25 protein-coding genes are annotated in these 20,601 nt (G+C 72.9%); 8 read left to right on the forward strand and 17 right to left on the reverse strand.

The annotated features are described in order from the left end of the window. The first annotated feature begins 2 nt into the window (after positions 1 to 2). The 3 genes from ACFVTH_RS05460 to ACFVTH_RS05470 are packed head-to-tail and all read left to right on the forward strand — an operon-like array spanning position 3 to position 956. Complete coding sequence (locus tag ACFVTH_RS05460) at positions 3 to 491, forward strand: NUDIX domain-containing protein (RefSeq protein WP_387087487.1); 489 nt, start codon at positions 3 to 5, stop codon at positions 489 to 491. Between the two features lie 13 nt (positions 492 to 504). Continuing rightward, on the forward strand, positions 505 to 774 hold the full coding sequence (locus ACFVTH_RS05465; RefSeq protein WP_387087489.1) for a hypothetical protein: 270 nt from the start codon (positions 505 to 507) through the stop codon (positions 772 to 774). Beyond that, positions 771 to 956 carry a hypothetical protein gene (locus tag ACFVTH_RS05470; protein ID WP_387087491.1) on the forward strand — a complete coding sequence of 62 codons (186 nt, stop codon included), beginning with the start codon at positions 771 to 773 and terminating at the stop codon, positions 954 to 956. Before ACFVTH_RS05465 ends, ACFVTH_RS05470 begins: the two co-directional genes overlap by 4 nt. A gap of 89 nt (positions 957 to 1,045) precedes the next feature. Here ACFVTH_RS05470 and erm read toward each other — a convergent pair whose 3' ends face one another. Both erm and ACFVTH_RS05480 read right to left on the reverse strand, forming a co-directional pair. Beyond that, a complete protein-coding gene (gene erm, locus ACFVTH_RS05475; protein WP_387087493.1) occupies positions 1,046 to 1,858 on the reverse strand; it encodes a 23S ribosomal RNA methyltransferase Erm in 813 nt (270 codons plus the stop codon). Between the two features lie 169 nt (positions 1,859 to 2,027). Continuing rightward, positions 2,028 to 2,570 (reverse strand): hypothetical protein, encoded by a 543-nt coding sequence (locus tag ACFVTH_RS05480; RefSeq protein WP_387087495.1) that lies wholly within the window; start codon positions 2,568 to 2,570, stop codon positions 2,028 to 2,030. Positions 2,571 to 2,699: 129 nt separating this feature from the next. Here ACFVTH_RS05480 and ACFVTH_RS05485 point away from each other — a divergent pair, with 129 nt between their 5' ends. After that, the gene (locus ACFVTH_RS05485) at positions 2,700 to 3,023 is read left to right on the forward strand and encodes a hypothetical protein (protein WP_387087497.1); all 324 of its coding nucleotides are present in this window, start codon (positions 2,700 to 2,702) and stop codon (positions 3,021 to 3,023) included. Between the two features lie 19 nt (positions 3,024 to 3,042). On the opposite strand, the gene ACFVTH_RS05490 is transcribed toward ACFVTH_RS05485, so the two are convergent. Genes ACFVTH_RS05490 through ACFVTH_RS05515 form a run of 6 tightly spaced genes read right to left on the reverse strand, consistent with a single transcriptional unit; the run spans position 3,043 to position 9,839 of the window. Continuing rightward, positions 3,043 to 4,203: an alcohol dehydrogenase catalytic domain-containing protein gene (locus tag ACFVTH_RS05490; RefSeq protein WP_387087499.1), complete on the reverse strand. Its 1,161-nt coding sequence runs from the start codon at positions 4,201 to 4,203 to the stop codon at positions 3,043 to 3,045. Between the two features lie 7 nt (positions 4,204 to 4,210). After that, entirely contained in the window at positions 4,211 to 5,035 is an 825-nt protein-coding gene (locus ACFVTH_RS05495; protein ID WP_387087501.1) for an HAD family hydrolase, read from the reverse strand. Then, entirely contained in the window at positions 5,032 to 6,207 is a 1,176-nt protein-coding gene (locus ACFVTH_RS05500) for a TIGR03364 family FAD-dependent oxidoreductase (protein ID WP_387087503.1), read from the reverse strand. The genes ACFVTH_RS05495 and ACFVTH_RS05500 overlap by 4 nt, the downstream gene beginning before the upstream one ends. Next, positions 6,204 to 7,967 (reverse strand): phosphonate ABC transporter, permease protein PhnE, encoded by a 1,764-nt coding sequence (gene phnE, locus ACFVTH_RS05505; protein WP_387087505.1) that lies wholly within the window; start codon positions 7,965 to 7,967, stop codon positions 6,204 to 6,206. Before phnE ends, ACFVTH_RS05500 begins: the two co-directional genes overlap by 4 nt. Further along, complete coding sequence (gene phnC / locus ACFVTH_RS05510; RefSeq protein WP_387087506.1) at positions 7,967 to 8,863, reverse strand: phosphonate ABC transporter ATP-binding protein; 897 nt, start codon at positions 8,861 to 8,863, stop codon at positions 7,967 to 7,969. The genes phnE and phnC overlap by 1 nt, the downstream gene beginning before the upstream one ends. A 49-nt stretch (positions 8,864 to 8,912) precedes the next feature. Continuing rightward, positions 8,913 to 9,839, reverse strand: coding sequence for a phosphate/phosphite/phosphonate ABC transporter substrate-binding protein (locus ACFVTH_RS05515; protein WP_387087508.1), 927 nt, complete (start codon positions 9,837 to 9,839; stop codon positions 8,913 to 8,915). 215 nt (positions 9,840 to 10,054) lie between these two features. Between ACFVTH_RS05515 and ACFVTH_RS05520 the strand changes: the two genes are divergently transcribed. Continuing rightward, positions 10,055 to 10,771, forward strand: a complete 717-nt coding sequence (locus ACFVTH_RS05520; protein ID WP_387087510.1) for a GntR family transcriptional regulator — start codon at positions 10,055 to 10,057, stop codon at positions 10,769 to 10,771. Continuing rightward, the gene (locus ACFVTH_RS05525) at positions 10,768 to 12,012 is read left to right on the forward strand and encodes an alpha-D-ribose 1-methylphosphonate 5-triphosphate diphosphatase (protein WP_387087512.1); all 1,245 of its coding nucleotides are present in this window, start codon (positions 10,768 to 10,770) and stop codon (positions 12,010 to 12,012) included. The genes ACFVTH_RS05520 and ACFVTH_RS05525 overlap by 4 nt, the downstream gene beginning before the upstream one ends. Here ACFVTH_RS05525 and ACFVTH_RS05530 read toward each other — a convergent pair. The 9 genes from ACFVTH_RS05530 to ACFVTH_RS05570 form a co-directional block, all read right to left on the reverse strand. Continuing rightward, positions 11,966 to 12,160: a hypothetical protein gene (locus ACFVTH_RS05530; protein WP_387087514.1), complete on the reverse strand. Its 195-nt coding sequence runs from the start codon at positions 12,158 to 12,160 to the stop codon at positions 11,966 to 11,968. The two genes, ACFVTH_RS05525 and ACFVTH_RS05530, sit on opposite strands and share 47 nt — an antisense overlap. Next, complete coding sequence (locus ACFVTH_RS05535; RefSeq protein ID WP_387087516.1) at positions 12,157 to 13,095, reverse strand: SDR family NAD(P)-dependent oxidoreductase; 939 nt, start codon at positions 13,093 to 13,095, stop codon at positions 12,157 to 12,159. The genes ACFVTH_RS05530 and ACFVTH_RS05535 overlap by 4 nt, the downstream gene beginning before the upstream one ends. Further along, positions 13,092 to 13,427, reverse strand: a complete 336-nt coding sequence (locus ACFVTH_RS05540; protein ID WP_387087518.1) for a chorismate mutase — start codon at positions 13,425 to 13,427, stop codon at positions 13,092 to 13,094. The genes ACFVTH_RS05535 and ACFVTH_RS05540 overlap by 4 nt, the downstream gene beginning before the upstream one ends. Before the next feature lie 121 nt (positions 13,428 to 13,548). Further along, positions 13,549 to 14,871: a permease gene (locus tag ACFVTH_RS05545; protein WP_387087520.1), complete on the reverse strand. Its 1,323-nt coding sequence runs from the start codon at positions 14,869 to 14,871 to the stop codon at positions 13,549 to 13,551. Then, positions 14,868 to 15,593: an ABC transporter ATP-binding protein gene (locus ACFVTH_RS05550; RefSeq protein WP_387087522.1), complete on the reverse strand. Its 726-nt coding sequence runs from the start codon at positions 15,591 to 15,593 to the stop codon at positions 14,868 to 14,870. The genes ACFVTH_RS05545 and ACFVTH_RS05550 overlap by 4 nt, the downstream gene beginning before the upstream one ends. A gap of 93 nt (positions 15,594 to 15,686) precedes the next feature. Then, on the reverse strand, positions 15,687 to 16,469 hold the full coding sequence (locus ACFVTH_RS05555) for a hypothetical protein (protein WP_387087524.1): 783 nt from the start codon (positions 16,467 to 16,469) through the stop codon (positions 15,687 to 15,689). Next, entirely contained in the window at positions 16,466 to 17,371 is a 906-nt protein-coding gene (locus ACFVTH_RS05560) for an ABC transporter ATP-binding protein (RefSeq protein ID WP_387087526.1), read from the reverse strand. Before ACFVTH_RS05560 ends, ACFVTH_RS05555 begins: the two co-directional genes overlap by 4 nt. Continuing rightward, the gene (locus tag ACFVTH_RS05565) at positions 17,368 to 17,736 is read right to left on the reverse strand and encodes a GntR family transcriptional regulator (RefSeq protein ID WP_387087528.1); all 369 of its coding nucleotides are present in this window, start codon (positions 17,734 to 17,736) and stop codon (positions 17,368 to 17,370) included. Before ACFVTH_RS05565 ends, ACFVTH_RS05560 begins: the two co-directional genes overlap by 4 nt. An 85-nt stretch (positions 17,737 to 17,821) precedes the next feature. Next, positions 17,822 to 18,712 (reverse strand): DMT family transporter, encoded by an 891-nt coding sequence (locus tag ACFVTH_RS05570; protein ID WP_387088750.1) that lies wholly within the window; start codon positions 18,710 to 18,712, stop codon positions 17,822 to 17,824. Between the two features lie 223 nt (positions 18,713 to 18,935). On the opposite strand from ACFVTH_RS05570, the gene lpdA reads away from it, so the two are divergent. Both lpdA and ACFVTH_RS05580 read left to right on the forward strand, forming a co-directional pair. Beyond that, positions 18,936 to 20,333 (forward strand): dihydrolipoyl dehydrogenase, encoded by a 1,398-nt coding sequence (lpdA, locus tag ACFVTH_RS05575; RefSeq protein ID WP_387087530.1) that lies wholly within the window; start codon positions 18,936 to 18,938, stop codon positions 20,331 to 20,333. 22 nt (positions 20,334 to 20,355) lie between these two features. After that, complete coding sequence (locus ACFVTH_RS05580) at positions 20,356 to 20,556, forward strand: hypothetical protein (RefSeq protein ID WP_387087532.1); 201 nt, start codon at positions 20,356 to 20,358, stop codon at positions 20,554 to 20,556. Positions 20,557 to 20,601: the final 45 nt, after the last annotated feature.

The following is a 20,601-nucleotide window of genomic DNA, read 5'->3' on the forward strand; positions in this document are numbered from 1 at the left end:
CGGTGACCGACCACTACACCGACGCGTACGCGTCGACCCACGGGCGCTTCACGGTGGTGCCCGCGGCCTACGTGCTGCTGCGCCGCGGCGACGAGGTGCTGCTGCAGCTGCGCCGCGGCACCGGCTACTACGACGAGCACTGGGCGTTCGGGGCGGCCGGTCATGTCGAGGCCGGCGAGTCGCTGCTCGCCGGCGCGGCGCGCGAGGCGGAGGAGGAGCTCGGCGTCTCGGTCGAGCCCGGTGCGCTCGAGCTGCTGACCCTCATGCACCGCACCGACGGCAGCGGCCGTCCCATCGAGCAGCGCTTCGACGTCTTCTTCGCGGTCGACGCCTGGGCCGGCGAACCGCGGCTGCTCGAGACGCAGAAGGCCGCCGCGCTCGAGTGGTTCGCCCTCGACGCGCTACCCGAGCCCGTCGTGCCGCACGAGCTTCGGGTGCTCGAGGACCTCCGCGACGGGCGCCTCGAGCCCGTCATCCCCTTCGGGTTCTGAGCCGGGCGACGACGTGGCCGACGCACTCGGAGTTCCCGGCCTGATCATGGGCGGTGCGATCGCGCTGTTCGTGATCGCGCTCGTGGTGGGCATGGTCGTGCGCGGCGTGCGCGCGCCCCGCGGTCAGCGCCTGCGCGAGGCCTTCGGCCCGCTCGCCGGCGCGGGCGAGACCTACCAGGAGCTGCATACGGGCCAGCGCGGCCTGCAGGACTCGATCATCGAGTCCGTCCAGGAGCAGGAGCACGGCGGGCAGACGACGACCGACAGGAAGAGCACGACATGAACGACTTCGCCTTCTACGGCATCCTCCTCGGCGGCGCGATCGCGCTGTTCGCCGTCATCATCCTCATCGGCGTCGTGATCCGCGCGATCAAGGCCCCGCCCGGCGAGAAGATGCGCGAGGCGTTCCGCCTGCGCCCACCGGTCGACGACGACGGCGACGATCGGCGCGACTGGCGCCGCTGAGCCGGAGCCGCTGGGCCTGAGCCGCCGGGCCCGAGCCGCTGGGCCTGAGCCGCTGGGCCTGAGCCGCGGCCACGCGCACGGCGCGTCGATCAGCGCCGCCGCACCTCCCCCCACAGCGCACCCCAGTCCTCGGCGGTGAGCCGGCCGGGCAGTGCGTCGCGTGCGAGGCCTCGCCGGGCGAGCCACGACGTCGCCTGCGCGAGGCTCATGGGCCTCGGCGTGCGGGTGAGGATCTGCGCCAGGCCGCGCCCGCGCCCCCGGAACACCGCCGCGACGAAGCCGCTGTAGGCGCGTCGCTCGGCGGGCGCGACGAGCGGGTCGGCCCGGCGCCGAACGCTGAACAGCCCGGCGTCGACCGCGGGCACCGGGCGGAAGGCTCGCGCCGGCACCCGCCCGTCGAGCGCGAACTCGAACCACGGGGCCGACTGCGCGGTGAGCAGGCTCGAGCCGCCGACCCCGCAGCGGCGACGTGCCGCCTCCCACTGCGTGAGCAGCACGGCGTCGGTCCAGCCGGGGCGTTCGAGGAGCGAGCGCAGGATCGCCGTCGTGAGATGGAAGGGCACGTTGCCGACGACGACGTGCGGTGCGGCGGGGTACCGCCAGCGCAGCACGTCTGCCTGCTCGACCGCGACTCGCGGGCCGAACCGGCGCCGCAGCGCCTCGGCACGCCCGGGGTCGAGCTCGAGCGCCGTGAGCGGTCGGCCGAGGCGGGCGAGCGGGGCGGTGAGCGCGCCCCCGCCCGCGCCGAGCTCGACGATCGGGCCGCTGGTCGCCGCCGCGAGCGCGACGAAGCGGTCGATCGCGGCGCGATCGACGAGGAAGTTCTGCCCCAGCTCCTGCCGGCCTCCGTGGCCGGCCCGGGTCTGGCGAGGGGTGGATGATGCGTGTTCGCGTGTGCGCAAGGGTCTGCTCCGCTGCCGAAGATGATCGGCCGGGTGCGCGGGATCGCACCGCGGCCATGGTCATGGCCGAGGCGGAGTGACGTGGATGATCGGGTCGCTCCGCCTCAGGCGGTGCGGGGCCGCGCGATCATCATCGTGGCGAATTGGCTACACACGAGGATCGACGCTATCAGGTGCTGCCGCCGGGCGGGTCGACGAACAGCCCCACGCGGTCGTCGAGGTAGCGGCCGAGCTCGGCGAGCGCGCCCGGTTGGCCGGGATTCCACCGCACGAGCACCGTCGCGCCGTCGAACACGATCGGGCCGGATGCCCCGGCGCTCGCGAGCTCGTCGAGGTCGACCGCGGGTGCGTCGAAGTTGACGGTCTCGCCCTCGGCGATGCCGCCCTTCACCGCGGCCGCCTGCCACGCCCGGTGCTCGGCGACGCTCGCCGCGAGCACGCTGCGCCGGGCGGGCCGCTCGGCGCGGACGACGTGCCCGGTCGCGTGCAGCGTGCCGTCGGCCGAGAGCAGCAGCACCCCGAGCCGCCAGACCCGCCCCCGGTCGGCCATGCGCGGGGCGCGGGCGACGCCGAGGACCGGCTTCGGATGCACGAGCTCGGCGATCACCTCGTCACGTGCGCCCGCGGCGGCGAGGCGAGCGGCCGCGGCGGCGAGCGACGCGCGCAGCGGCTCGAGCGCGTCGTGCGGCGTGGGGCCCGTGGCATCCGTCACCGTGCACCGCCTCGCGATGCCGGCGTGATCGGGGGAACACGGACGGCCATGCCCCCATGTTCCCCCGATCCCCGCCCGAGCGGAAATCTCCGCGCTCGAGCCGGCGGCGCCGCTGCCATCATGGACGGCATGCAGAGACTCCCGCGGATCGCGCTCGCCTCCCTGTTCTTCCTCGTCGCGCTCGCCGCGACCGCGATCGTCGCGACCGCCATCCCGCTCGACTACGTCGTGCCCGACGGCGACGGGGGCACGGTCGGGCGCGTCGCGGTGTTCGAGCCCGCCGTCGCCGGCACGGTCATCGCCGGCGTGCTGACCCTGTTCGAGATCGGGTTCCTGGTGTGGTGCGCCGTCCGGACCCCGCCGCGCTTCGCCTGGGTCGTCGCCGCGCTGCTGGCGGTCGCCGCGATCGTGGTCGTCGTCGTGGTGACGAACGAGCCCCGGCCGGTCTTCTGAGCCCGGCGGACCGGCCGGATCAGGGGTGCGGCCGGCGTCCCGGCGCGACCCCGACGCGCACGTGCTCGCCCGTCGCCGCTTCGGCGAGGGCCCGGTCGATCTCGTCGAGCGGATGCGTCGTGCCGACGAGCTCGTCGAGCGGCATCGACCGCCAGGACCGCTCGAGGAAGGCGACCGCCCTGGCGAGCTGCTCGGGGGTGTAGTTGTGCACGCCGGTCACGGTCATGAGGCGCCGCACGACCGTCTCGGGGTCGAGCCGCACCTCGGTGCCCGGGGAGACGCTGCCCACGAGCACCGCGACCCCGCCGACGCCGGGCGCCGCGATCGCCGTCCGCACCGCCGGGGCGGCGCCCGACGCCTCGATCGCGATGAGCAGTTCGGGGAGCCCGCGCGCGGCGAACTCGGCGAGCACGGTGTCGAGGTGCTCGCCGCTCCCCGGTGCTGCGCCCGGGTCGACCGCCAGCGCGCCGAATCGACGGACGAGCACCCGCCGCGAGGCATCCGGATCGGAGACGACGACCTCGGCACCCGCCTCGCGCGCGATCGCGGCGACGCTGAGTCCGATCATGCCGCCGCCGGTGACGAGCAGCGGCGCGCCGGCGAGCGGCACCTGCGCCGCCGCCGCGTCGAGCGCGGCCACCGCCGTCGCGGTCGCGCACGACGCGGGCGCGGCCACGAACGCCGGCAGCTCCTCGCTCACGCGGACCACCGCCGTTCCCGCCTTGAGCTGCACGTGGGTCGCGAATCCGCCCGAGAGCTCCCAGCCGCGGTGCACGCGCTCGTGCCCGTACTTCGCGAGCGAGCGGCATTTCTGTGCGAGGCCGCGGCGGCACCGATCGCACTCGCCGCAGCTGACCGCGACCGACCAGACGACCCGGTCGCCGAGCTCGAGCGAGGCGCCGTCGGCGCGCACGGCCCCGTCGCCGACGGCGACCACGCGGCCGACCTGCTCGTGGCCGAGCACGAGCGGCGCGGGCGCCGGCCGATCGCCGCGCACGGTGTGCACGTCCGAGCCGCAGACGGTCGCGAGCTCGACCTCGACGAGGGCCTCTCCCGCCGAGAGGTGCACGCCCGGCGCCGCGAGCGCCTCGTGCGGGCGGCCGGATTCGTACCAGACCATCGCGACGGGCGAGGGCCTGAGGATCAGGTCGGGTCCGGCGACTCGCACCACGGTGTGCATCGCGCGCCTACTCGCCGTGCAGGCCGAGCAGCACGGGCAGCTCGACGATGCTCTCGATGACGGCGTCGGCTCCGGCGGCCTCGAGCGCGTCGCGATCGTGGGCGCCGGTCAGCACGCCGACGACGAGACCGGCCCCCGCGGCGACGCCGGACTCGATGTCGCTCACCGTGTCGCCCACGACGACCATCGCCTCGACCGCGCTCGTCTCGGTGCGCAGCAGCGCCGTGAGCGGCAGGTCGGGGTGCGGGCGGCCGCGACCCGCATCGGCGGGCGAGAGCGCGAGGTCGGGGAGGCCGTGCCAGTCGAGCGCATCGAGGATGACGTCGCGCGTCACGGGCGAGAAGCCGGTCGTGAGGACGACGGAGGCGCCGGCCTCCCGCAGGCGTTCGATGACGCGCGCGGCGCCGGGGATCTCGGCGACGCCCTCGCTCGCGACGAGCTCGGCGTACGCGCCCTCGAACTCGGCGTTGGCGTGCTGCGCCGCGTCCTCGTCGCCGTCCGCGAGCACGCGGAAGACCTCGATCTTCGACTGGCCCATGGTGTCGCGCACGTACTCGAGGGCCTCGGCGAAGTCGTCGCCCGCGGCGATGCCGCTGCGCTCGGCGGCGAGCGCGAACGCACGCTCGACCACGCCGTCGTCGGCGACCGTGGTGCCCGCCATGTCGAGCACGATGAGCTCGATCTCACCCTCCTCGTCGACGTCGTCGGGGTCGGCGAGCTCGGCGAACTCGTCGAGCTCGGCCAGTTCGTCCGCCGAGACGGCGAGGTCGGCGGCCACGGTGGTGACCGCGGCGTCGGTGGTGTCGGTCGTGTGGGTGGTGTCGGTGGTCATGATCGCCCTTTCTGGGAGGTGGTCGAAGGTGCGGAGAGTGCGAGGCCGACGACGTGCTCGGCGAGACCGAGCCCGCACGTCATGCCGATGCCGGTCGTCGCGATCGCGAGGTGCACGCCCGGCTCGGGCCGCTCGATGAGGAACTCGTCCGGTCCGCTCGCGTAGACGCCCTGCCAGCGCTCGATGACCCGGGGCCGCGGCACGCCGAAGAACGAGCCGGTCACCTCGAGCAGCGCTTCGAAGGCGGCCTCGCCCTGGAACGGCGCGACGGTGGCACCCCGGTAGTGGGTGTCGCCCACGATGAGCGACCCGTCGGGCAGCTGCGTGTACATCTGGTTGAGGTCGAGGGCGGCGAGATCGGGCCGCTCGGCGTGCAGCCGCTCGCGCAGGCGATGCGCCGCCTCGGTCGCGGCGAAGGCGCCGTAGCGCACGAGCGACCAGCCGGTGAGCACCGGTGCGGGCAGCGGCGCCGCCAGGCCGGCGTCGACGCGCAGCATGTCGAGCCCGCAGCGCACGATGCCGCGCTGCTCTGCGAGCTCGGGGAACAGCAGGTCGAGGTCGTGGTTCACCGCGACGACGATCTCGTCGGCGTCGATCGGTCCGCGACTCGTCTCGACGCGACCGGTGCCGACGCGGCCCACCGCGGTGCGGCGACGGAACTCGACGCCCTCGCGTTCGAGGTGCCCGGCGATCGCGCCGAGCGCCTGACGGGGGTTCGCCTGCAGGTCGCGGGGCAGGAGCGCCCCGCCGACGGCGGTGCCCGGTGCGAGCGGGATGCGCGCCTCGGCGTCGTGCGCGTCGAGCAGGGCGACGTCGCCGTCGCCGCGCAGCGCGGCGAGCTCGGCGAGCACGGCGAGCTCGTCGTCGTGACGGGCCGCGACGAGCGTGCCGGACTCGCGCAGCCAGACCCCGGCATCGCGAGCGAGCTCGAGCCAGAGCTCGCGCGAGGCGAGCGCGAACTCCCGGGCGAGGCCGTGCTGCGGGGTGAAGCAGAGGTGGCCGAAGTTGCGGATCGAGGCGCCGCTCGGCTCGCTGCCCCGCTCGATCACGACGACCCGCAGGCCGCGCCGGTGCGCGGCGAGCGCCGCGCCGAGGCCGACGACGCCCGAGCCGACGACGGCGACGTCGTAGCCGACGGTGCGGGCGGCACCCCGGGTGACCGCGCCGCTCATCGGAACACCCGCCGCATCCACATCGCGATGCCCTCGACGACGAGCACCGTCACCAGGATCATCAGCACGATCGCCGTCACCACCTGGTAGTTCGACCCCTGTCCGGCGTTCAGCAGGTAGTAGCCGATGCCCCCGCCGCCGACGATGCCGAGGATGGTCGCCGCCCGGATGTTCGTGTCGAGCAGGTAGAAGCTGTGGCCGAGCAGCGCCCGCATGCCCTGCGGGAGGGTCGCCGAGGCGTACACCTGCGACCGGCTCGCACCCGTCGCGCGGAGCGCGCGCTCGGGGCCCGCCTTGACCTCCTCGAAGGAGTCGGCGATGAGCTTGCCGGCGAGGCCGATGCCGCCGAAGGCGAGCGCGAGCGTGCCGGCCTGCGCACCGAGCCCGGTGATCACGATGAGCACGATCGCGAGAATCACCTCGGGGATGCCGCGGATGACGACGAGGAGCAGCCGCATCGAGGTGCGGGTGGCGCCGTTCGGGGCGACGTTGCGCGCGGCGAGCGAGCCGACGAGCACCGACACGACGATCGCGAGCAGGGTCGCGGCGAGCGCGATGCCGATCGTCTGCCCCATCGCGCCGAACATCGTCGCGGCGTCGTAGTTGCCGAAGTCCGGCGGCCAGAACTGCACCGCGATCGCCGGCACCTTCGCCCAGAAGGTGATGAGGTCGCCCCACTGGATGTTGCAGATGAGCACGCTGCCGACGACGACCGCGAGCGCGACCCATCCCCAGACGGTGTTGCGGACCCGCACGGCGTCCCACGGGCGGCGGAGGGCGGCCTCGAGCGATCCCGCCGGCGGTCGTCCCGCCGGCCGAGCAGCCGACGAGGGAGGCGCCTCGAGACCCGCGACCCTGCCGCGCCGCACCCGCCGCACGAGCCGGTCGCCGAGCCCGCGCCCCGTCGGCGCCACCCCGAGCATGGCCGCGCGCACGACGCTCGAGACCACCTCCATGACGATGCAGAGCGCGAACATGACGAGGGCGATGCCGAGGCCGAGCGAGTAGTTCAGCGACTTGAACGCGAAGGACATCTCCATGCCGAGGCCGACGACGCCGACGTAGCCGAGCACCACCGAACCGCGCAGGTTGATGTCGTTGCGGTGCAGCACGGTGGCGACCCACGACGGCAGCACCTGCGGCAGGATCCCGCTCGTGAACTCCTGCCACTTCGAGCCGCCCGCGGCGCGGATCGCGAGGCGAGGACCCTCGTCGATCTGCTCGATCGCGTCGGCGAAGAGCTTCGAGATCATGCCGATCGAGTGGATGCCGATGGCGAGGATGCCGGGCAGCGAGCCGAGCGAGAACATGAGCACGAAGACCATGGCGAGCACGACGTCGGGGATCGCGCGGGTCAGCGCGGTCACGAAGCGCCCGAACGCCTGCCAGCCCGCGCCCGGGGTCGTGTTGGAGGCGGCCAGGTAGGCGACGGGCACCGAGATCGCGGCGGCGAGCAGGGTGCCGCAGAGCACGAGCCCGACGGTGAGCCCGGTGAGGTAGAGCAGCTGCGCCGGCTCGGGGAAGCTGATCGGGCCGACGCGGGCGAAGAAGCGCTCGGCATTGCCCCAGCTCTCGACCATGCCCGGGATCGAGATGCCCGACTCGGCGATCGCCACGATCGCGGCGACGACGATCGCGACGAGCGTGAGCGAGGCGGCGATCCGCTCGGGCGACACCCCGCGCTTCGGCGCGCGCTCGGCGATCGAACGGGCATCGGATGCCTCGGCGGGACGCCGCGACGGTGCGACGAGGGTCGACATCAGCGCGCCAGGTTCTCGCCGGCGGCCACGAGCGGCTCGGCCGCGGCGGAGTCCTCGCGCGCCGGGGCATCCGCGCCGATCTCGTCGACGAGCTCTCGCTCGATGGCCTCGAGCTCGGCGGTGGCGGTCGTGACGCGACCGTAGATCTCCATGACCTCGGTCTTCGAGAGCCCGTCGGCCGGGGTGTCGAGCACGACCTCGCCGTGGCGGAGGCCGACGATGCGGTCGCCCCACGAGAGGGCGAGGTCGACCTGGTGCAGGCTGCAGAGCACGGTCAGCCCGGCGTCCATGGCGATCTCGCGGATGAGCGCCATCACCTGCTCGCTCGACTCGGGGTCGAGCGAGGCGACGGGCTCGTCGGCGAGGAGGATCTCGGGGTCCTGCATGAGGGCGCGGGCGATCGCGACGCGCTGCTGCTGCCCGCCCGAGAGCGTGTCGGCGCGCTGGTACGCACGGTCGAGGAGGCCGACGCGGTCGAGATGGCCGAGCGCGGCGAGCTTCAGTCGCCGCGGGTAGCTCCAGAGCCCGAGGCGCGGGCCGCGGAGCTCGGCGAGCGCCCCCGTGAGCACGTTCTCGAGCACCGTGAGCGAGGGCACCAGCTCGAACTGCTGGAAGACGAAGCCGATGCGGCTGCGCAGGGCCCGGAGGCGCCGGCCCGTCAGGCGCGGCACCTCCTGGCCGAGGACGCGCACGGACCCGGACGTCGGGGTCTCGAGGCCGTCGACATGCCGGAGCAGGGTCGACTTGCCCGAGCCCGAGAGCCCGAGGAGCACGACGATCTCCCCCCGCTCGACCAGCAGTGCGGCATCCCGCAGCGCGACGGTCGAGCCGAACTCCTTCGTGAGCCCCTCGACGTCGATGACGACGTCGGGGCCGGCGGGGGTGTTCTCGTTCATCTCGGGCCTCGTGTCCGTTCCGTGTCCGTGCGCGTTCAATGCCGGGGGCTCAGCCCTGGCACTGCTCCGCTTCGGTCTTCTCGCAGATGTCGCGGATGGTGTCGTAGTACGCGTCGTCGACCGGCAGGGTCGCGAAGAACACGCTGCGGAAGGCGTCGCTGTCGGCGGACTCGACGCCCGACTCGATGATCTGGTCGATCGTGACCTCGCCGAGGATCTCGGTCAGCTGGGTCTTGAGCTCCTCGGGGAGCGTGTCGGAGACGACGATCGGCGCGCCGGGCACCATGGTCTCGGCGATGACCTCGACCTTGTCGCTCTTCGCGACCTCGCTGTCCTCGGCGAAGCCGGCCTCGCACTCGACGCCCTCGCCGGTCTTGGTGACCGAGACGTCGTGCTTGCCGGCGAAGACCGCGGTGACGTCGGTCTTCGGGTCGACGCCCGCGTCGAGCAGGTTGTAGCTCGGGAACAGGTAGCCCGAGGTCGACGACGGGTCGACGAAGCAGACCTTCTTGCCCGCGAAGCCCGCGAGGTCGGTGATGTCGCTGCCCTTGGGCACGATCGCCTGGGAGTAGTAGCCGGGCTCCTGGCCCTCCTCGGTGATGATCGACGAGATCGGGGTGATCGCGGCGCCGTTGTTCGTCGCGGTCACGTAGGTGAAGCCCGAGAAGCTCGCGACGTCGATCTTGCCCGCGACCGCGGCCTCGATGAGGGCGGCGTAGTCGGTCGACTCGTGGTACTCGACCGTCTTGCCGGTCTCGGCCGCGATGTAGTCCATGAGCGGCTGGTAGTTCGTCTCGGTGTCGACCGAGTCGGGCACGACGCCGAAGACGAGGGTGTTCTCGTCGACCGCGAACTTCGTGCCCGAGTCGCCCGCCGCGGCGTCGTCGGCCGCCGAGGGCGACGCGCAGGCGGCGAGGCCGACGGCGAGGAGGGCGGCCGCGGCGAGCGCGGGCCAGGCCTTGGTGCTGAGCTTCATCGGAAACCTTTCGTGACCGCTGCGCCCGGTGCAGGCGCATGCTGTGTTCCGTTCGGTCACGGTAGGCAGGGCCGCTCAACGCCGAGGGGACCGACGGTTACCGGGAGGTGAACCGCGAACGACCCTTCGTCGGAGTTGTCCGAAGAGCTCGGCCGAGCGTGCAGGAACCCGGCCGACTTCACCCGCGGTTCACCCGCCTGGGCGACACTCCCGGCGTGGCTGAGACGAAGTACCTGGTCATCGCCGAGACCCTCGCGGCGGAGATCGCCGAGCTTCCCCCCGGCACGAAGATCGCCGGCGAGCATGAGATCGCCGCACGGTTCGGGGTCGGGCGGGCGGCCGGCCGCGCCGCGATGCAGGAACTCGCGCGGCGGCTGCTCGTACGCCGGGTGCGCGGCGGCGGCACCTACTCGGCCAGGCGCATCGACTACGTCATCTCCTCGGCACGGCCGCCCTCGTGGAGCCGCACGGTGCGCGAGGCCGGCTCGGTGCCCCACGGCGTGGTGCGTTCGTGCGACCCGGTCGAACTGCCCGCTCCGGCGGCCCGCAGCCTCGGCCTCGCCGAGGGCGCCCCCGGCTACCGCCTGCGCCGGCGCTCGTTCACCGACGGCCTGCCCGCATCGTGGGGCGACGAGTGGGTGCCGTTCGACGTGCTGCCCGACCTGCCGACGGCGATCCGCCACGAGAGCTCCCTCAACGAGATCCTCCGGCAGATGGCCGGGGCGGATCCCGAGCGCGCCTCGTCGCGGGCGAGCATCGAGATCGCCGACGACGAGGTGGCCGCCGAGCTCGAGTGCTCGGAGGGCGATCCCGTCTGGCTCGTCGAGAGCGTGAATCGCGACGCGGCCAGCCGCCGGCTGCTCTGCTTCACCCAGCGCTGGATCCGCGCCGATGCGATCCGCGTCGTCTTCGAGTTGGGCGACCCGGCGTGAGCGCCTCCCGGCCGGCGGCCGCCGCCTGGCCGGCAGCCGGCGCCCCCGCCGATTACGTGCTCGGCCACGTGCGCGCCGTGCTGCCGGGCCGGGTGCTCGACGAGGCCCGCATCGTCGTGCGCGACGGCCTGATCGCCGAGGTCGGCCCGCACCCGAGCGGCGCGGGCTGCGATCTCGACGGCCGCGGGGCGATGTGCCTGCCCGGCCTCGTCGACGTGCACAGCGATGCGCTCGCCCGCGAGCTGCACCCCCGCCCCGGGGCGGCGGTGCCCGTCGGCTTCGCGATCCGGTCGGCCGAGGCGCGCCTGCTCGCCGCCGGGATCACGACGGCCTACCACGGCGTCGCGTTCCAGTCGCAGAGCCCCGTCGGGCTGCCGATCGGCTCGCCCCGGGCGAGCGAGATCGCCGCGTCGATCGATGAGCGGGTGCACGCGGGCGCCGCGGCCGCGGGCACCTCGATCCTGCACCGGGTCGACGTGCGCTGCCCCGACGGGCTCGCCGCGCTCGAGGAGCGCATCGCCGCGAACCCGGGCCGGGTGCTCGTCGTCTCGCACGAGGACCACACGCCCGGCCAGGGCCAGTACGCCGACCCGGCGTCGATGCGCCGATGGCTCGTCGCCGGCGAGGGCATGGGCGAGGCGGAGGCCGCGGCGCACGTCGAGCGGCTGCGCGCCGACCGCGACGACCGGCTCGACCTCCGCGACCAGGCGCTCGAGCGGCTCGGCGAGCTCGCCCGCGCCGGCCGGATCCGCCTCTTCGGGCACGACCCCGCGAGCAACGCCGAGATCGATGAGCTCGCCGACCGCGGCGGCGCCGTCGCCGAGTTCCCGACGACGATGGAGGCCGCGCGCCGCGCCCGACGGCGCGGGCTCGTCGTCGTGGCCGGCGCGCCGAACGCCCTGCGCGGCGGGTCGCACGCGGGCAACGTCTCCGCGTCCGAACTCGTCGCGGCCGGCTTCGTCGACGCCCTCGCCTCCGACTACCTGCCGGGCGCGCAGCTCGCCGCCGCCGTCCGGCTCGCCCGGCTCGGCCTCTGCACTCTGCCCGAGGCGATCGGGCTCATCGGCTCGGGGCCCTGCCGCGCCGTCGGGCTCGACGACCGCGGCGAGATCACCGCGGGTCGTCGAGCCGACCTCGTCGTCGCCGACCTCCACGGCGAGTGGCCGCTCGTGCACGAGGTGCTGCGCTCGTCGCTCAGCGACGCAGCCGCCACGGCCCGTACGCCGCCCCGAGGCCCGTGACCACGATGCCCGCGAAGAGCCAGCCGTAGCGCGCCGAGATCACGCCGATCAGGGCGAGCACGATGCCGACGACGACGAGGACGCGCGAGAGCGCCCGCCGGAAGCCGGGGCGGGCGAAGAGCCGCGGGCGCCGGGCGGGCTCGTTCATGCCGAGACCGGGAACGGCGTGCCGGTCGCCGCTTCGGCGAAGTCCCAGAAGCGGGCCCCGATCGCGGGGTGGGTCGAGGTGCGCGTGGGCCGCTGGAGGGTGGGATCGCCCTTCGTCGACCATCGCGGACCCCAGAACTGGCCGCCCTCTGCCTCGGGCGAGGTCAGGGCGTGCAGCGTGACCTCCGCCCCTCGGTGCTTGCCCTGCGCCCACGCCGCCTGCAGCGCGTCGGCGAACCGGCTGCCCGCGCTCGGCTCGTTGACGCCGGGCACGCGGGGCGTGCGCCCGCTGATCGAGTAGCCGGGGTGCGCGACGAGGCTCGACACGCTGCTGCCCGCTGCCCGCAGCCGCCGGTCGAGTTCGAAGGCGAAGACCTGCGTCGCGATCTTCGACTGGGCGTAGGCCCGCCAGAAGTCGTAGCCCCGCTCGAGCTGCAGGTCGTCGGCGCGGAACGTCGACAGCCGGCTCGACAGCGAGCCCAGCGCCACGACGCGGGCGCCCGGCGCGAGGTGCGGCAGCAGCGCCGCCAGCAGTGCGAAGTGGCCGAGCACGTTCGTCGCGAGCACGAGCTCGTTGCCGTCGGGCGACTCGAGGCGCTCCCCCGGCGTGTGCACCATGCCCGCGTTCGTGACGACGCCGTCGAACGCGGGCCGGTGGCGCAGCCGGGCGGCCCCCGCGCGCACCGAGTCGAGCGAGGCCTGGTCGATCACGATCGGTTCGATGGATGCCTCGGGGCGGGCGCCGCGGATCGCGGCCATCGCCGCCTCGAGCCGCTCGGGGCTGCGGCCGCCGAGCACGACATGCGCGCCGGCCCCCGCGAGCCTGGCCGCCGTGAAGAAGCCGAGCCCCGCGTTCGCGCCGGTGACGAGGTAGCGCCGGCCGGCGAGCGACGGCAGTTCGAGCGGGTACCAGCCCCGGCGCGACGCGCGGCTCACAGTTCGCCGGTGGTGCTGCCGCCGTTCGCGAGCTCCTCGTGGTGCTGGATCACCTCGGCGACGACGAAGTTGAACCACTTCTCGGCGAAGGCGGGGTCGAGGTGCGCGTCGACGGCGAGCGCCCGCAGCCGGGCGATCTGGCGCTGCTCGCGGCCGGGATCGCTCGGCGGGAGCCCGTGCGTCGCCTTCAGCCGGCCGACCTGCTGCGTGAACTTGAACCGTTCGGCGAGCAGGTGGATGAGCGCCGCGTCGATGTTGTCGATGCTCGAGCGGATGCCGAGCAGTTCGCTCATCGCGGCGTCCCGGTCGTCGAAGTCGGGCGCGTTGGTCATGCTTCGAGCGTACCCGCGCACCCGCCCCGCTGCTTCAGCAGGAAATCGGTCGCCATGGTCGGCTGACAGCGCGTCTCGCGTCAAATCTCCTGCAGAAGCAGCGGGGGCAGGAGGTCAGGGGTCAGGACGCCACGGCGGCGGCCCGGGCGAGCATCGGCTTCGTCGCGAGGAGGCCGAGCCAGACGACCCCGATGCCCCCGGCCAGCACGGCGGCGATGACCGCGAGCGACAGCGGGGCGACGATGATCGTGATCCCGGTGAGCGGCAGCATGACGACGGCCGCCGTCACGGCCGAGCCGATCGCGGTGATGCGCAGGGGCGACATGACCGCACGGCGCCGCGCGGCCTCCATCGTCGGCGTCGGCATGCCGAGCATGTCGAGGGAACGGTAGAGCTCGCCCCGGTCGAGGATGCCTGCGGCCTGGTTCACGCCGACCGAGCAGGCGACCATGAGGAACGAGCCCACGACGGTGATCAGGATGCCGGTGCGGATGTCGGCGAACAGCAGCATCGACTCGGTGTCGCCGGCCTCGCCGAACGAGCCGAGCAGTGCGATGCCCGTGCCCGCGAACACGGCCATGAAGCTCGTCATGGCGACGCCCGACACCTGGCGCCAGGCCGCCTTCGGCGACTCGAGCACGGCCCTGGCCGCGAGCAGCCGCTGCGGCGTCTTCGCGCGCCGCGCCTGCGACTGCGCGACGAGGCGGATCACCCACGGGCCGATGAGGTTCAGCACGGCGATCGTGCCGCCGAAGGCCGCCGCGAGCATCGCGAGGATCACCATCACCGAGCCGGCCACCTGCAGCACGCTCATCATGAGGAACGCGAGCGCGATGACCGCGAGCCCGGCCACGATGCGCACCCAGTGCAGCTTCGGGGCATCCTGCTTCGTGCGCACGCCGAGCGGCGAGATGACGACCTGGCGGAGGCCGAGCACCGCGCTCGCGGCGGCGAGCAGCGCGACGCCGCCGAGCACGCCGGCGAGCGCCGGGAGGCCGAGCAGCACGCCGTCGACGCCGAGCGGCTCGCCGCGGAACGGGATGAGCGCGATGAGCGGCACGAGGAGGAAGTAGAGCACGACCCCGGCGAGCGCGCCGACGACCGCGAGCACGACCGACTCGAGCACGGCGAGCGCGGACACCACGGCGGGCGTGGCGCCGAGCAGCCGCAGGGTCGCGAGCCGGTCGTCGCGGCGACGGGCCGAGAGCCGGGCGGCTGCGCCGCCGAGGGAGGCGAGCGGAACGACGAGCAGCACGAGGGCGATGACCGCGAGCGCCTGGTAGGTGACGCCCATCTCGTCGGTCCAGCTCCAGAACGACTGCGCGCCGCCGAGCACGGTGAGCAGCAGCGCGGTGACGATCGCGAAGGCGGTGACGGGCAGCGCGAGCGGGGCGAGGCCGCCCGTCCCCGGCCGTGCGAGCAGCCAGGCGACGCGGCCGATCATGCGCCGGCCTCCGCGCTCGCGCTCGAGCCCGCAGGCACCCGCTCGCCGACGATGCGGCCGTCGCGCATGTCGACGATGCGCGAGCAGCGCCCCGCGACGTCGGCGTCGTGCGTGACGACGACGAGCGTGCGCCCCTGACCGGTCGTGGAGTCGAGGAGCGCCCGCATCACCTCGGCCGAGGTGGCCGAGTCGAGGGCGCCGGTCGGCTCGTCGGCGAAGACCACCGCGGCCCCGGTGACCTGCGCCCGGGCGATGGCGACGCGCTGGGCCTGCCCGCCCGAGAGCTGGCCGATGCGGCGGTCCTCCATGCCGGCGAGCCCGAGGGCGGCGAGCCAGCCGCGCCCGTACTCCTCGGCGCGGGCGCGGGGCATCCCGTTCAGCATGAGCGCGAGCGCGACGTTCTCGACCGCGGTGAGCTCGGGGATGAGCAGGCCCTGCTGGAACACGAAGCCGAACGCCTCGCGACGCAGGCGCGAGCGTTCGCGCTCGCCGAGCCCGGTGACCTCGACCCTTCCGGCACCGCCCGACTGGAACGCGACGGACCCCGAGTCGGGCGCGACGATGCCGGCGAGGCAGTGCAGCAGGGTCGTCTTGCCCGAGCCCGAGGCTCCCATGATGGCGAGCGACTCGCCGGTGCGGACGCGGAGGTCGACGCCGGCGAGCGCGTGCGTCTGACCGAAGGACTTGACGAGGCCGGATGCCTCGAGCACGAAGGAACTCATGCTTCGAGCCTGCCCGGGCTGCACGGAAGAAGCGTCGGGCGGGAGAGGTATCTCCCGCCCGACGGGGTCATCCCCCCGGATGACCCGTGATCATCACCGGGGCGTCGCCCGCCGGATGACCAGGAATCCCGCCACGGCCGAGACGAGCGCGGCGACGAGCGTCAGGGTGAACACCCCGAGCAGGCCGATGGCGGCGAACCAGCTCATCACCGCCGGCCAGCTGTTCGTGAAGGTGAACGCGGCGATGAGCGCGAGCACGAGGGCGACGAAGCTGAAGAAGAGGATCATCATGCCGCGCACCCGCCAGCGCATGTAGACCGTCGTCGCGCCGGCCCCGACGAACAGCACGAACAGCTGCAGTGCGAACGTGCTGAAGAAGTCGAACGCCCAGCCCGACTGCCCGTACCAGAGCGTGTCGAACATGCCTGCGCCGATGCCCCAGCCGTTCGTCGCCTTCTCGAGCTGCACGAGGGTCGCGATGGCGACGGCCATCTCGGCGGCGACGAACACGAACATCGCGCTCAGGCCGAGCCAGTAGTCGCGACGCGTCGAGCCGAAGCCGAGCGCGAACGAGAAGGTGAAGGCGACGGCCTGCACGCCGACCGCGACGAGGTACCACTGCGGCGAGAGCACGGCCCAGCTGTAGCGGAACCCTTCCTGCATGTCGGCGGTCGAGGCGCCGGCGCCCTGGATGATGAGCGCGATGATCATCGTGACGGCCCACGCTGCGCCGAGGATGAGCCAGGGGATGCCGAAGAAGATCGAGGGATTCACGGTGAGCAGGCGCACGATGCGCCAGATCTCTCCGGTTCGGACCCTGCTCGACATCGGCGTCTCCCGTTCGGCGGTGGCGGCGGTGGTGGTGACGGTGGTCATGCTGCGACCTCCTGTTCGATCGGACCGGCGAGGTCGGCGCCGGTGAGGTGCACGATGAGCTGCTGGAGCGACACGGGTGCGAGCTCGAGCCCGAGCTCGGCGGCGCGCACGCGCTCGGCCTGGTCGAGCCGCCCGTCGATGGTGACCGAGGCGAGCCCGCCGAGGCCCTCGCGCCCGATCACGGGCCGGTCGGCGACGAACTGCTCGACGGCCGAACGGGCGCCGGCGATCGTCGTCGCCGAGCCGCGCACCTCCTCGGCATCGCGGTCGAGGAGGATCCGCCCCTGGTCGATCAGGATGATGTGCTCGAGCAGGTTCGCGACCTCGTCGATCAGGTGCGTCGAGAGCACGATCGTGCGGGGGTGCGCGACGTAGTCCTCGAGCAGCCGATCGTAGAAGATGTGGCGGGCGACGGCGTCGAGGCCGAGGTACGGCTCGTCGAAGAAGGTGAGGGGCGCTCGCGAGGCGAGGCCGACGATCACGCCGACCGCCGACAGCTGCCCGCGGCTGAGCTTCTTGATGGGGCGCTTGAGCGGCACGCGGAAGTCGTCGATGAGCCGGTCGGCGAACTCCTGGTCCCAGTGCTCGAAGAACCACGGCGCGGCCCTGAAGACGTGCCTGGGCCCGAAGTCCTCGGGGTAGCGCTGCGACTCGGCGATGAAGCAGAGCCGCCGCAGCACGTCGGCATGCTCGGCGGGGCTGCGCCCGAACACCTCGAGCTCGCCGCCGTTCGGGAAGAGCTGGCCCGTGAGCAGCTGCATGATCGTGGTCTTGCCGGCGCCGTTGCGGCCGAGGAGGCCGTAGATGCGGTTCTCTTCGAGCGTGAAGTCGACGGCGTCGACGGCGGTGAAGTCGCCGTAGCGCTTCGTGAGTCGGGATGCCCGGGCCACGGTGGTGGTCATGATGCGGTCCTCTCGGATCGGAGTGCGGCGAGCATGCCCGCCAGGTCGTCGACGTCGATGCCGAGCTTGTCGGCCTCGACGAGCAGGGGTCTGAGGTACTGGGCGCTGAACTCGGCCCGTCGTCGCGCGATGAGACGATCACGGGCGCCGACCGTCACGAACATGCCGATCCCCCGTCGCTTCTCCACGAATCCGTCGTCGACAAGACGACTCACCCCCTTCAGCGCTGTGGCCGGGTTCACCCTGAGGAACGTCGCGAACTCGTTGATCGACGGGATCTGCGAGCCTTCGGGCAGCGTGCCGTCGATGATGTCGTTCTCGAGCTGTTCTGCGATCTGGATGAAGATCGGTCGCGAGTCGTCCATGCCCGCCTATCCGGTGCGCCGATGCGATCACTCGCATGTTGGTTAGTTACTTCACTGACTAACCAACCACCCTCGGGCACGGATGTCAACCCCTTCGTGAGAACCGCAGCCGCCCCTGCGTCAGCAGGATGCCGAGGAGCACGAGCGCGGCACCGATCGGCTCGTGCCACGAGAAGCGCTCGCCGAGCAGGATCACGCCGAGCGCGACCCCCACGACGGGCGTGACGTACGTGACCGTCGAGGTGCCGGTCGGCCCCCATGCGCGCAGCACGTTGATGTTCCAGATGTAGGCGAGGCCGGTGCCGAGCACGCCGAGCGCGACGAGCGACAGCACGATCGGCCAGTCGAGCTCGACCGGGCCGATCGCGACGACCGGGGTGAGCGCGAGCATGACCACGGCGGACACCCCGATCGAGAGGAAGGCGAAGGTCGCCGGCGCGATCGGCCGGCCGCTCAGGAACCGCCGCTGGTAGCCGAAGGTGAAGCCGTAGCAGGCGGTCGCGACGAGGCACGCGAGCTGGCCCGCGACGCTGCCGGTGAGCGCCGTGATCTGCCAGGGCCCGATCACGACGAGCACCCCGAGGATGCCGACGCCGACGCCCGCCCAGCGCCCGAGGCCCAGCCGCTCGACGCGGAACACGAGCGTCGCCATCAGTGCCGTCATGATCGGCGTCGTCGCGTTGTAGATCGAGGCCAGGCCCGACGACACGTACTGCTCGGCCCAGGCGAAGCACAGGTAGGGGATGACGCAGGTCGTGAGCGAGACCACGAGGAAGTGCCCCCAGACCACCGGCTCGCGCGGCAGCACCGGTCCGGGCGCTCCGTGGGGCCCCGCTACGCGCGGTCGCGTCACGAGCACGATGACCCCGAGCGCGAGCGCACCGAGCAGGGTGCGCGACCAGGCCACCTGCCCGAACGACACCCCGTCGAGCGCGACCTTCATGAAGAGGAAGCTCGCACCCCACACGAGCCCCATCGCGAGGAACTGCACCCACGTCGACAGCCGCTTCGGCTTCGGCGCCGCGGATGCCTCGACGGGGGCTTCGATCGGTTCGGTGCTGCTCACCCACGAAGGCTACGGCGACCCGCCGCCCGCCGGAACCGCGCGGGAACTCCCTGTCCGGAATCCGCCGAAGAACGTCAGCCCGAGGCATCCTGCGCCCTCGAAACCGGGGGCCTGCAGGCATAGGCTGGCGCCCATGAGCGAATACGACGTCGTCCTCCTCGGCGCAGGACCCGGCGGCTACGTCGCCGCGATCCGCGCCGCGCAACTCGGCCTGAGGGTCGCCGTCATCGAGGAGCGCTACTGGGGCGGCGTGTGCCTCAACGTGGGCTGCATCCCCTCGAAGGCGCTGCTGCGCAACGCCGAGCTGGCGCACATCTTCCACGACCAGGCCGCGACGTTCGGCATCTCGGGCGACGTGCACTTCGACTTCGGCGCCGCGTTCGACCGCAGCCGCCAGGTGTCCGAGAAGCATGTCAAGGGCGTGCACTTCCTGATGAAGAAGAACGGCATCACCGAGATCGACGGCCGCGGCGTCTTCACCGGCCCGAACGCGATCGACGTGACGAAGGCCGACGGCTCGGTCGAGACGGTCTCGTTCCGCAACGCGATCATCGCGACCGGCTCGCAGGTGCGGCTGCTGCCCGGCGTGCAGCTCTCGCAGAACGTGGTCACCTACGAGACGCAGATCCTCACGCGCGAGCTCCCCCGCTCGATCGCGATCGTCGGCGCGGGCGCGATCGGCATGGAGTTCGCCTACGTGCTGCGCAACTACGGCGTCGAGGTCACGGTCATCGAGTTCCTCGATCGCGCCCTGCCCAATGAGGACGTCGAGGTCTCGAAGGAGATCACGAGGCAGTACCGCAACCTCGGCATCCCGATCCTCTCGTCGACGAAGGTCGAGACCGTCGTCGACGACGGCACCTCGGTCACCGTGACGTACACCGGCGCCGACGGGCAGCCGGGCTCGCTCGTCGCCGACAAGGCGCTCATCTCGGTCGGCTTCGCCCCGAACGTCGACGGCATCGGGCTCGAGGCGGCGGGCGTGCAGCTCACCGAGCGCGGCGCGATCGCCATCGACGAGCGCATGCGCACGAACGTGCCGCACATCCACGCCATCGGCGACGTCACCGCCAAGCTCATGCTCGCCCACGTCGCCGAGGCGCAGGGCGTCGTCGCGGCCGAGACCATCGGCGACGCCGAGACGATGGAGCTCGGCGACTACCGGATGATGCCGCGCGCGACCTTCTGCTCGCCGCAGGTCGCGAGCTTCGGCCTCACCGAGCAGCAGGCCCGCGACGAGGGCTACGACGTCGTCGTCGCGAAGTTCCCGTTCACGGCGAACGGCAAGGCCAACGGCCTCGGCGACCCCGTCGGCTTCGTGAAGCTCGTCGCCGACCGGAAGCACCTCGAGCTCCTCGGCGGCCACCTCATCGGCCCCGACGTCTCCGAGCTGCTGCCCGAGCTCACCCTCGCCCAGAAGTGGGACCTCGGGGCGCTCGAGCTCGCCCGCAACGTGCACACCCACCCGACCCTGTCCGAGGCGCTCCAGGAGGCGTTCCACGGCCTGGCCGGTCACATGATCAACATGTAGCTCTCGAGGAGAGGCGGAATCCATGAACTGGGTGCTCATCGTCGGCGGGATCCTGCTGATGCTGGCCGGCATCGTCTGGACGCTCCAGGGCCTCGGCATCCTGCCGGGCTCCGTCATGAGCGGCGTGACCTTCTGGGCGATCGTCGGCCCGATCGTCGCGGTCGTGGGCGTCGGCCTGCTCAGCTGGGGCGTCGCCCGACGCGGGCGCAGCTCGCGGCCGTGACATGAAGCGGGCGGATGCCTCGGGAATGACCCCGGGGCATCCGCC

This window comes from Agromyces sp. NPDC058104 (assembly GCF_042884835.1).
Lineage (GTDB): Bacteria > Actinomycetota > Actinomycetes > Actinomycetales > Microbacteriaceae > Agromyces.

Excerpts from the sequence above, each read along its gene's own strand:
- ACFVTH_RS05530 (WP_387087514.1), bottom strand. The coding sequence starts at position 12,160 with ATGAACGAGCCCGCCCGGCGCCCGCGGCTCTTCGCCCGCCCCGGCTTC.
- ACFVTH_RS05560 (WP_387087526.1), bottom strand. The coding sequence starts at position 17,371 with ATGACCACCACCGTGGCCCGGGCATCCCGACTCACGAAGCGCTACGGC.
- ACFVTH_RS05545 (WP_387087520.1), bottom strand. The coding sequence starts at position 14,871 with ATGATCGGCCGCGTCGCCTGGCTGCTCGCACGGCCGGGGACGGGCGGC.
- ACFVTH_RS05490 (WP_387087499.1), bottom strand. The coding sequence starts at position 4,203 with ATGCACACCGTGGTGCGAGTCGCCGGACCCGACCTGATCCTCAGGCCC.
- ACFVTH_RS05495 (WP_387087501.1), bottom strand. The coding sequence starts at position 5,035 with ATGACCACCGACACCACCCACACGACCGACACCACCGACGCCGCGGTC.
- ACFVTH_RS05555 (WP_387087524.1), bottom strand. The coding sequence starts at position 16,469 with ATGACCACCGTCACCACCACCGCCGCCACCGCCGAACGGGAGACGCCG.
- ACFVTH_RS05540 (WP_387087518.1), bottom strand. The coding sequence starts at position 13,427 with ATGACCAACGCGCCCGACTTCGACGACCGGGACGCCGCGATGAGCGAA.
- ACFVTH_RS05470 (WP_387087491.1), top strand. The coding sequence starts at position 771 with ATGAACGACTTCGCCTTCTACGGCATCCTCCTCGGCGGCGCGATCGCG.
- ACFVTH_RS05570 (WP_387088750.1), bottom strand. The coding sequence starts at position 18,712 with ATGGGGCTCGTGTGGGGTGCGAGCTTCCTCTTCATGAAGGTCGCGCTC.
- phnC (WP_387087506.1), bottom strand. The coding sequence starts at position 8,863 with ATGAACGAGAACACCCCCGCCGGCCCCGACGTCGTCATCGACGTCGAG.
- ACFVTH_RS05550 (WP_387087522.1), bottom strand. The coding sequence starts at position 15,593 with ATGAGTTCCTTCGTGCTCGAGGCATCCGGCCTCGTCAAGTCCTTCGGT.
- lpdA (WP_387087530.1), top strand. The coding sequence starts at position 18,936 with ATGAGCGAATACGACGTCGTCCTCCTCGGCGCAGGACCCGGCGGCTAC.
- ACFVTH_RS05565 (WP_387087528.1), bottom strand. The coding sequence starts at position 17,736 with ATGGACGACTCGCGACCGATCTTCATCCAGATCGCAGAACAGCTCGAG.
- ACFVTH_RS05485 (WP_387087497.1), top strand. The coding sequence starts at position 2,700 with ATGCAGAGACTCCCGCGGATCGCGCTCGCCTCCCTGTTCTTCCTCGTC.
- ACFVTH_RS05500 (WP_387087503.1), bottom strand. The coding sequence starts at position 6,207 with ATGAGCGGCGCGGTCACCCGGGGTGCCGCCCGCACCGTCGGCTACGAC.
- ACFVTH_RS05580 (WP_387087532.1), top strand. The coding sequence starts at position 20,356 with ATGAACTGGGTGCTCATCGTCGGCGGGATCCTGCTGATGCTGGCCGGC.
- ACFVTH_RS05515 (WP_387087508.1), bottom strand. The coding sequence starts at position 9,839 with ATGAAGCTCAGCACCAAGGCCTGGCCCGCGCTCGCCGCGGCCGCCCTC.
- phnE (WP_387087505.1), bottom strand. The coding sequence starts at position 7,967 with ATGTCGACCCTCGTCGCACCGTCGCGGCGTCCCGCCGAGGCATCCGAT.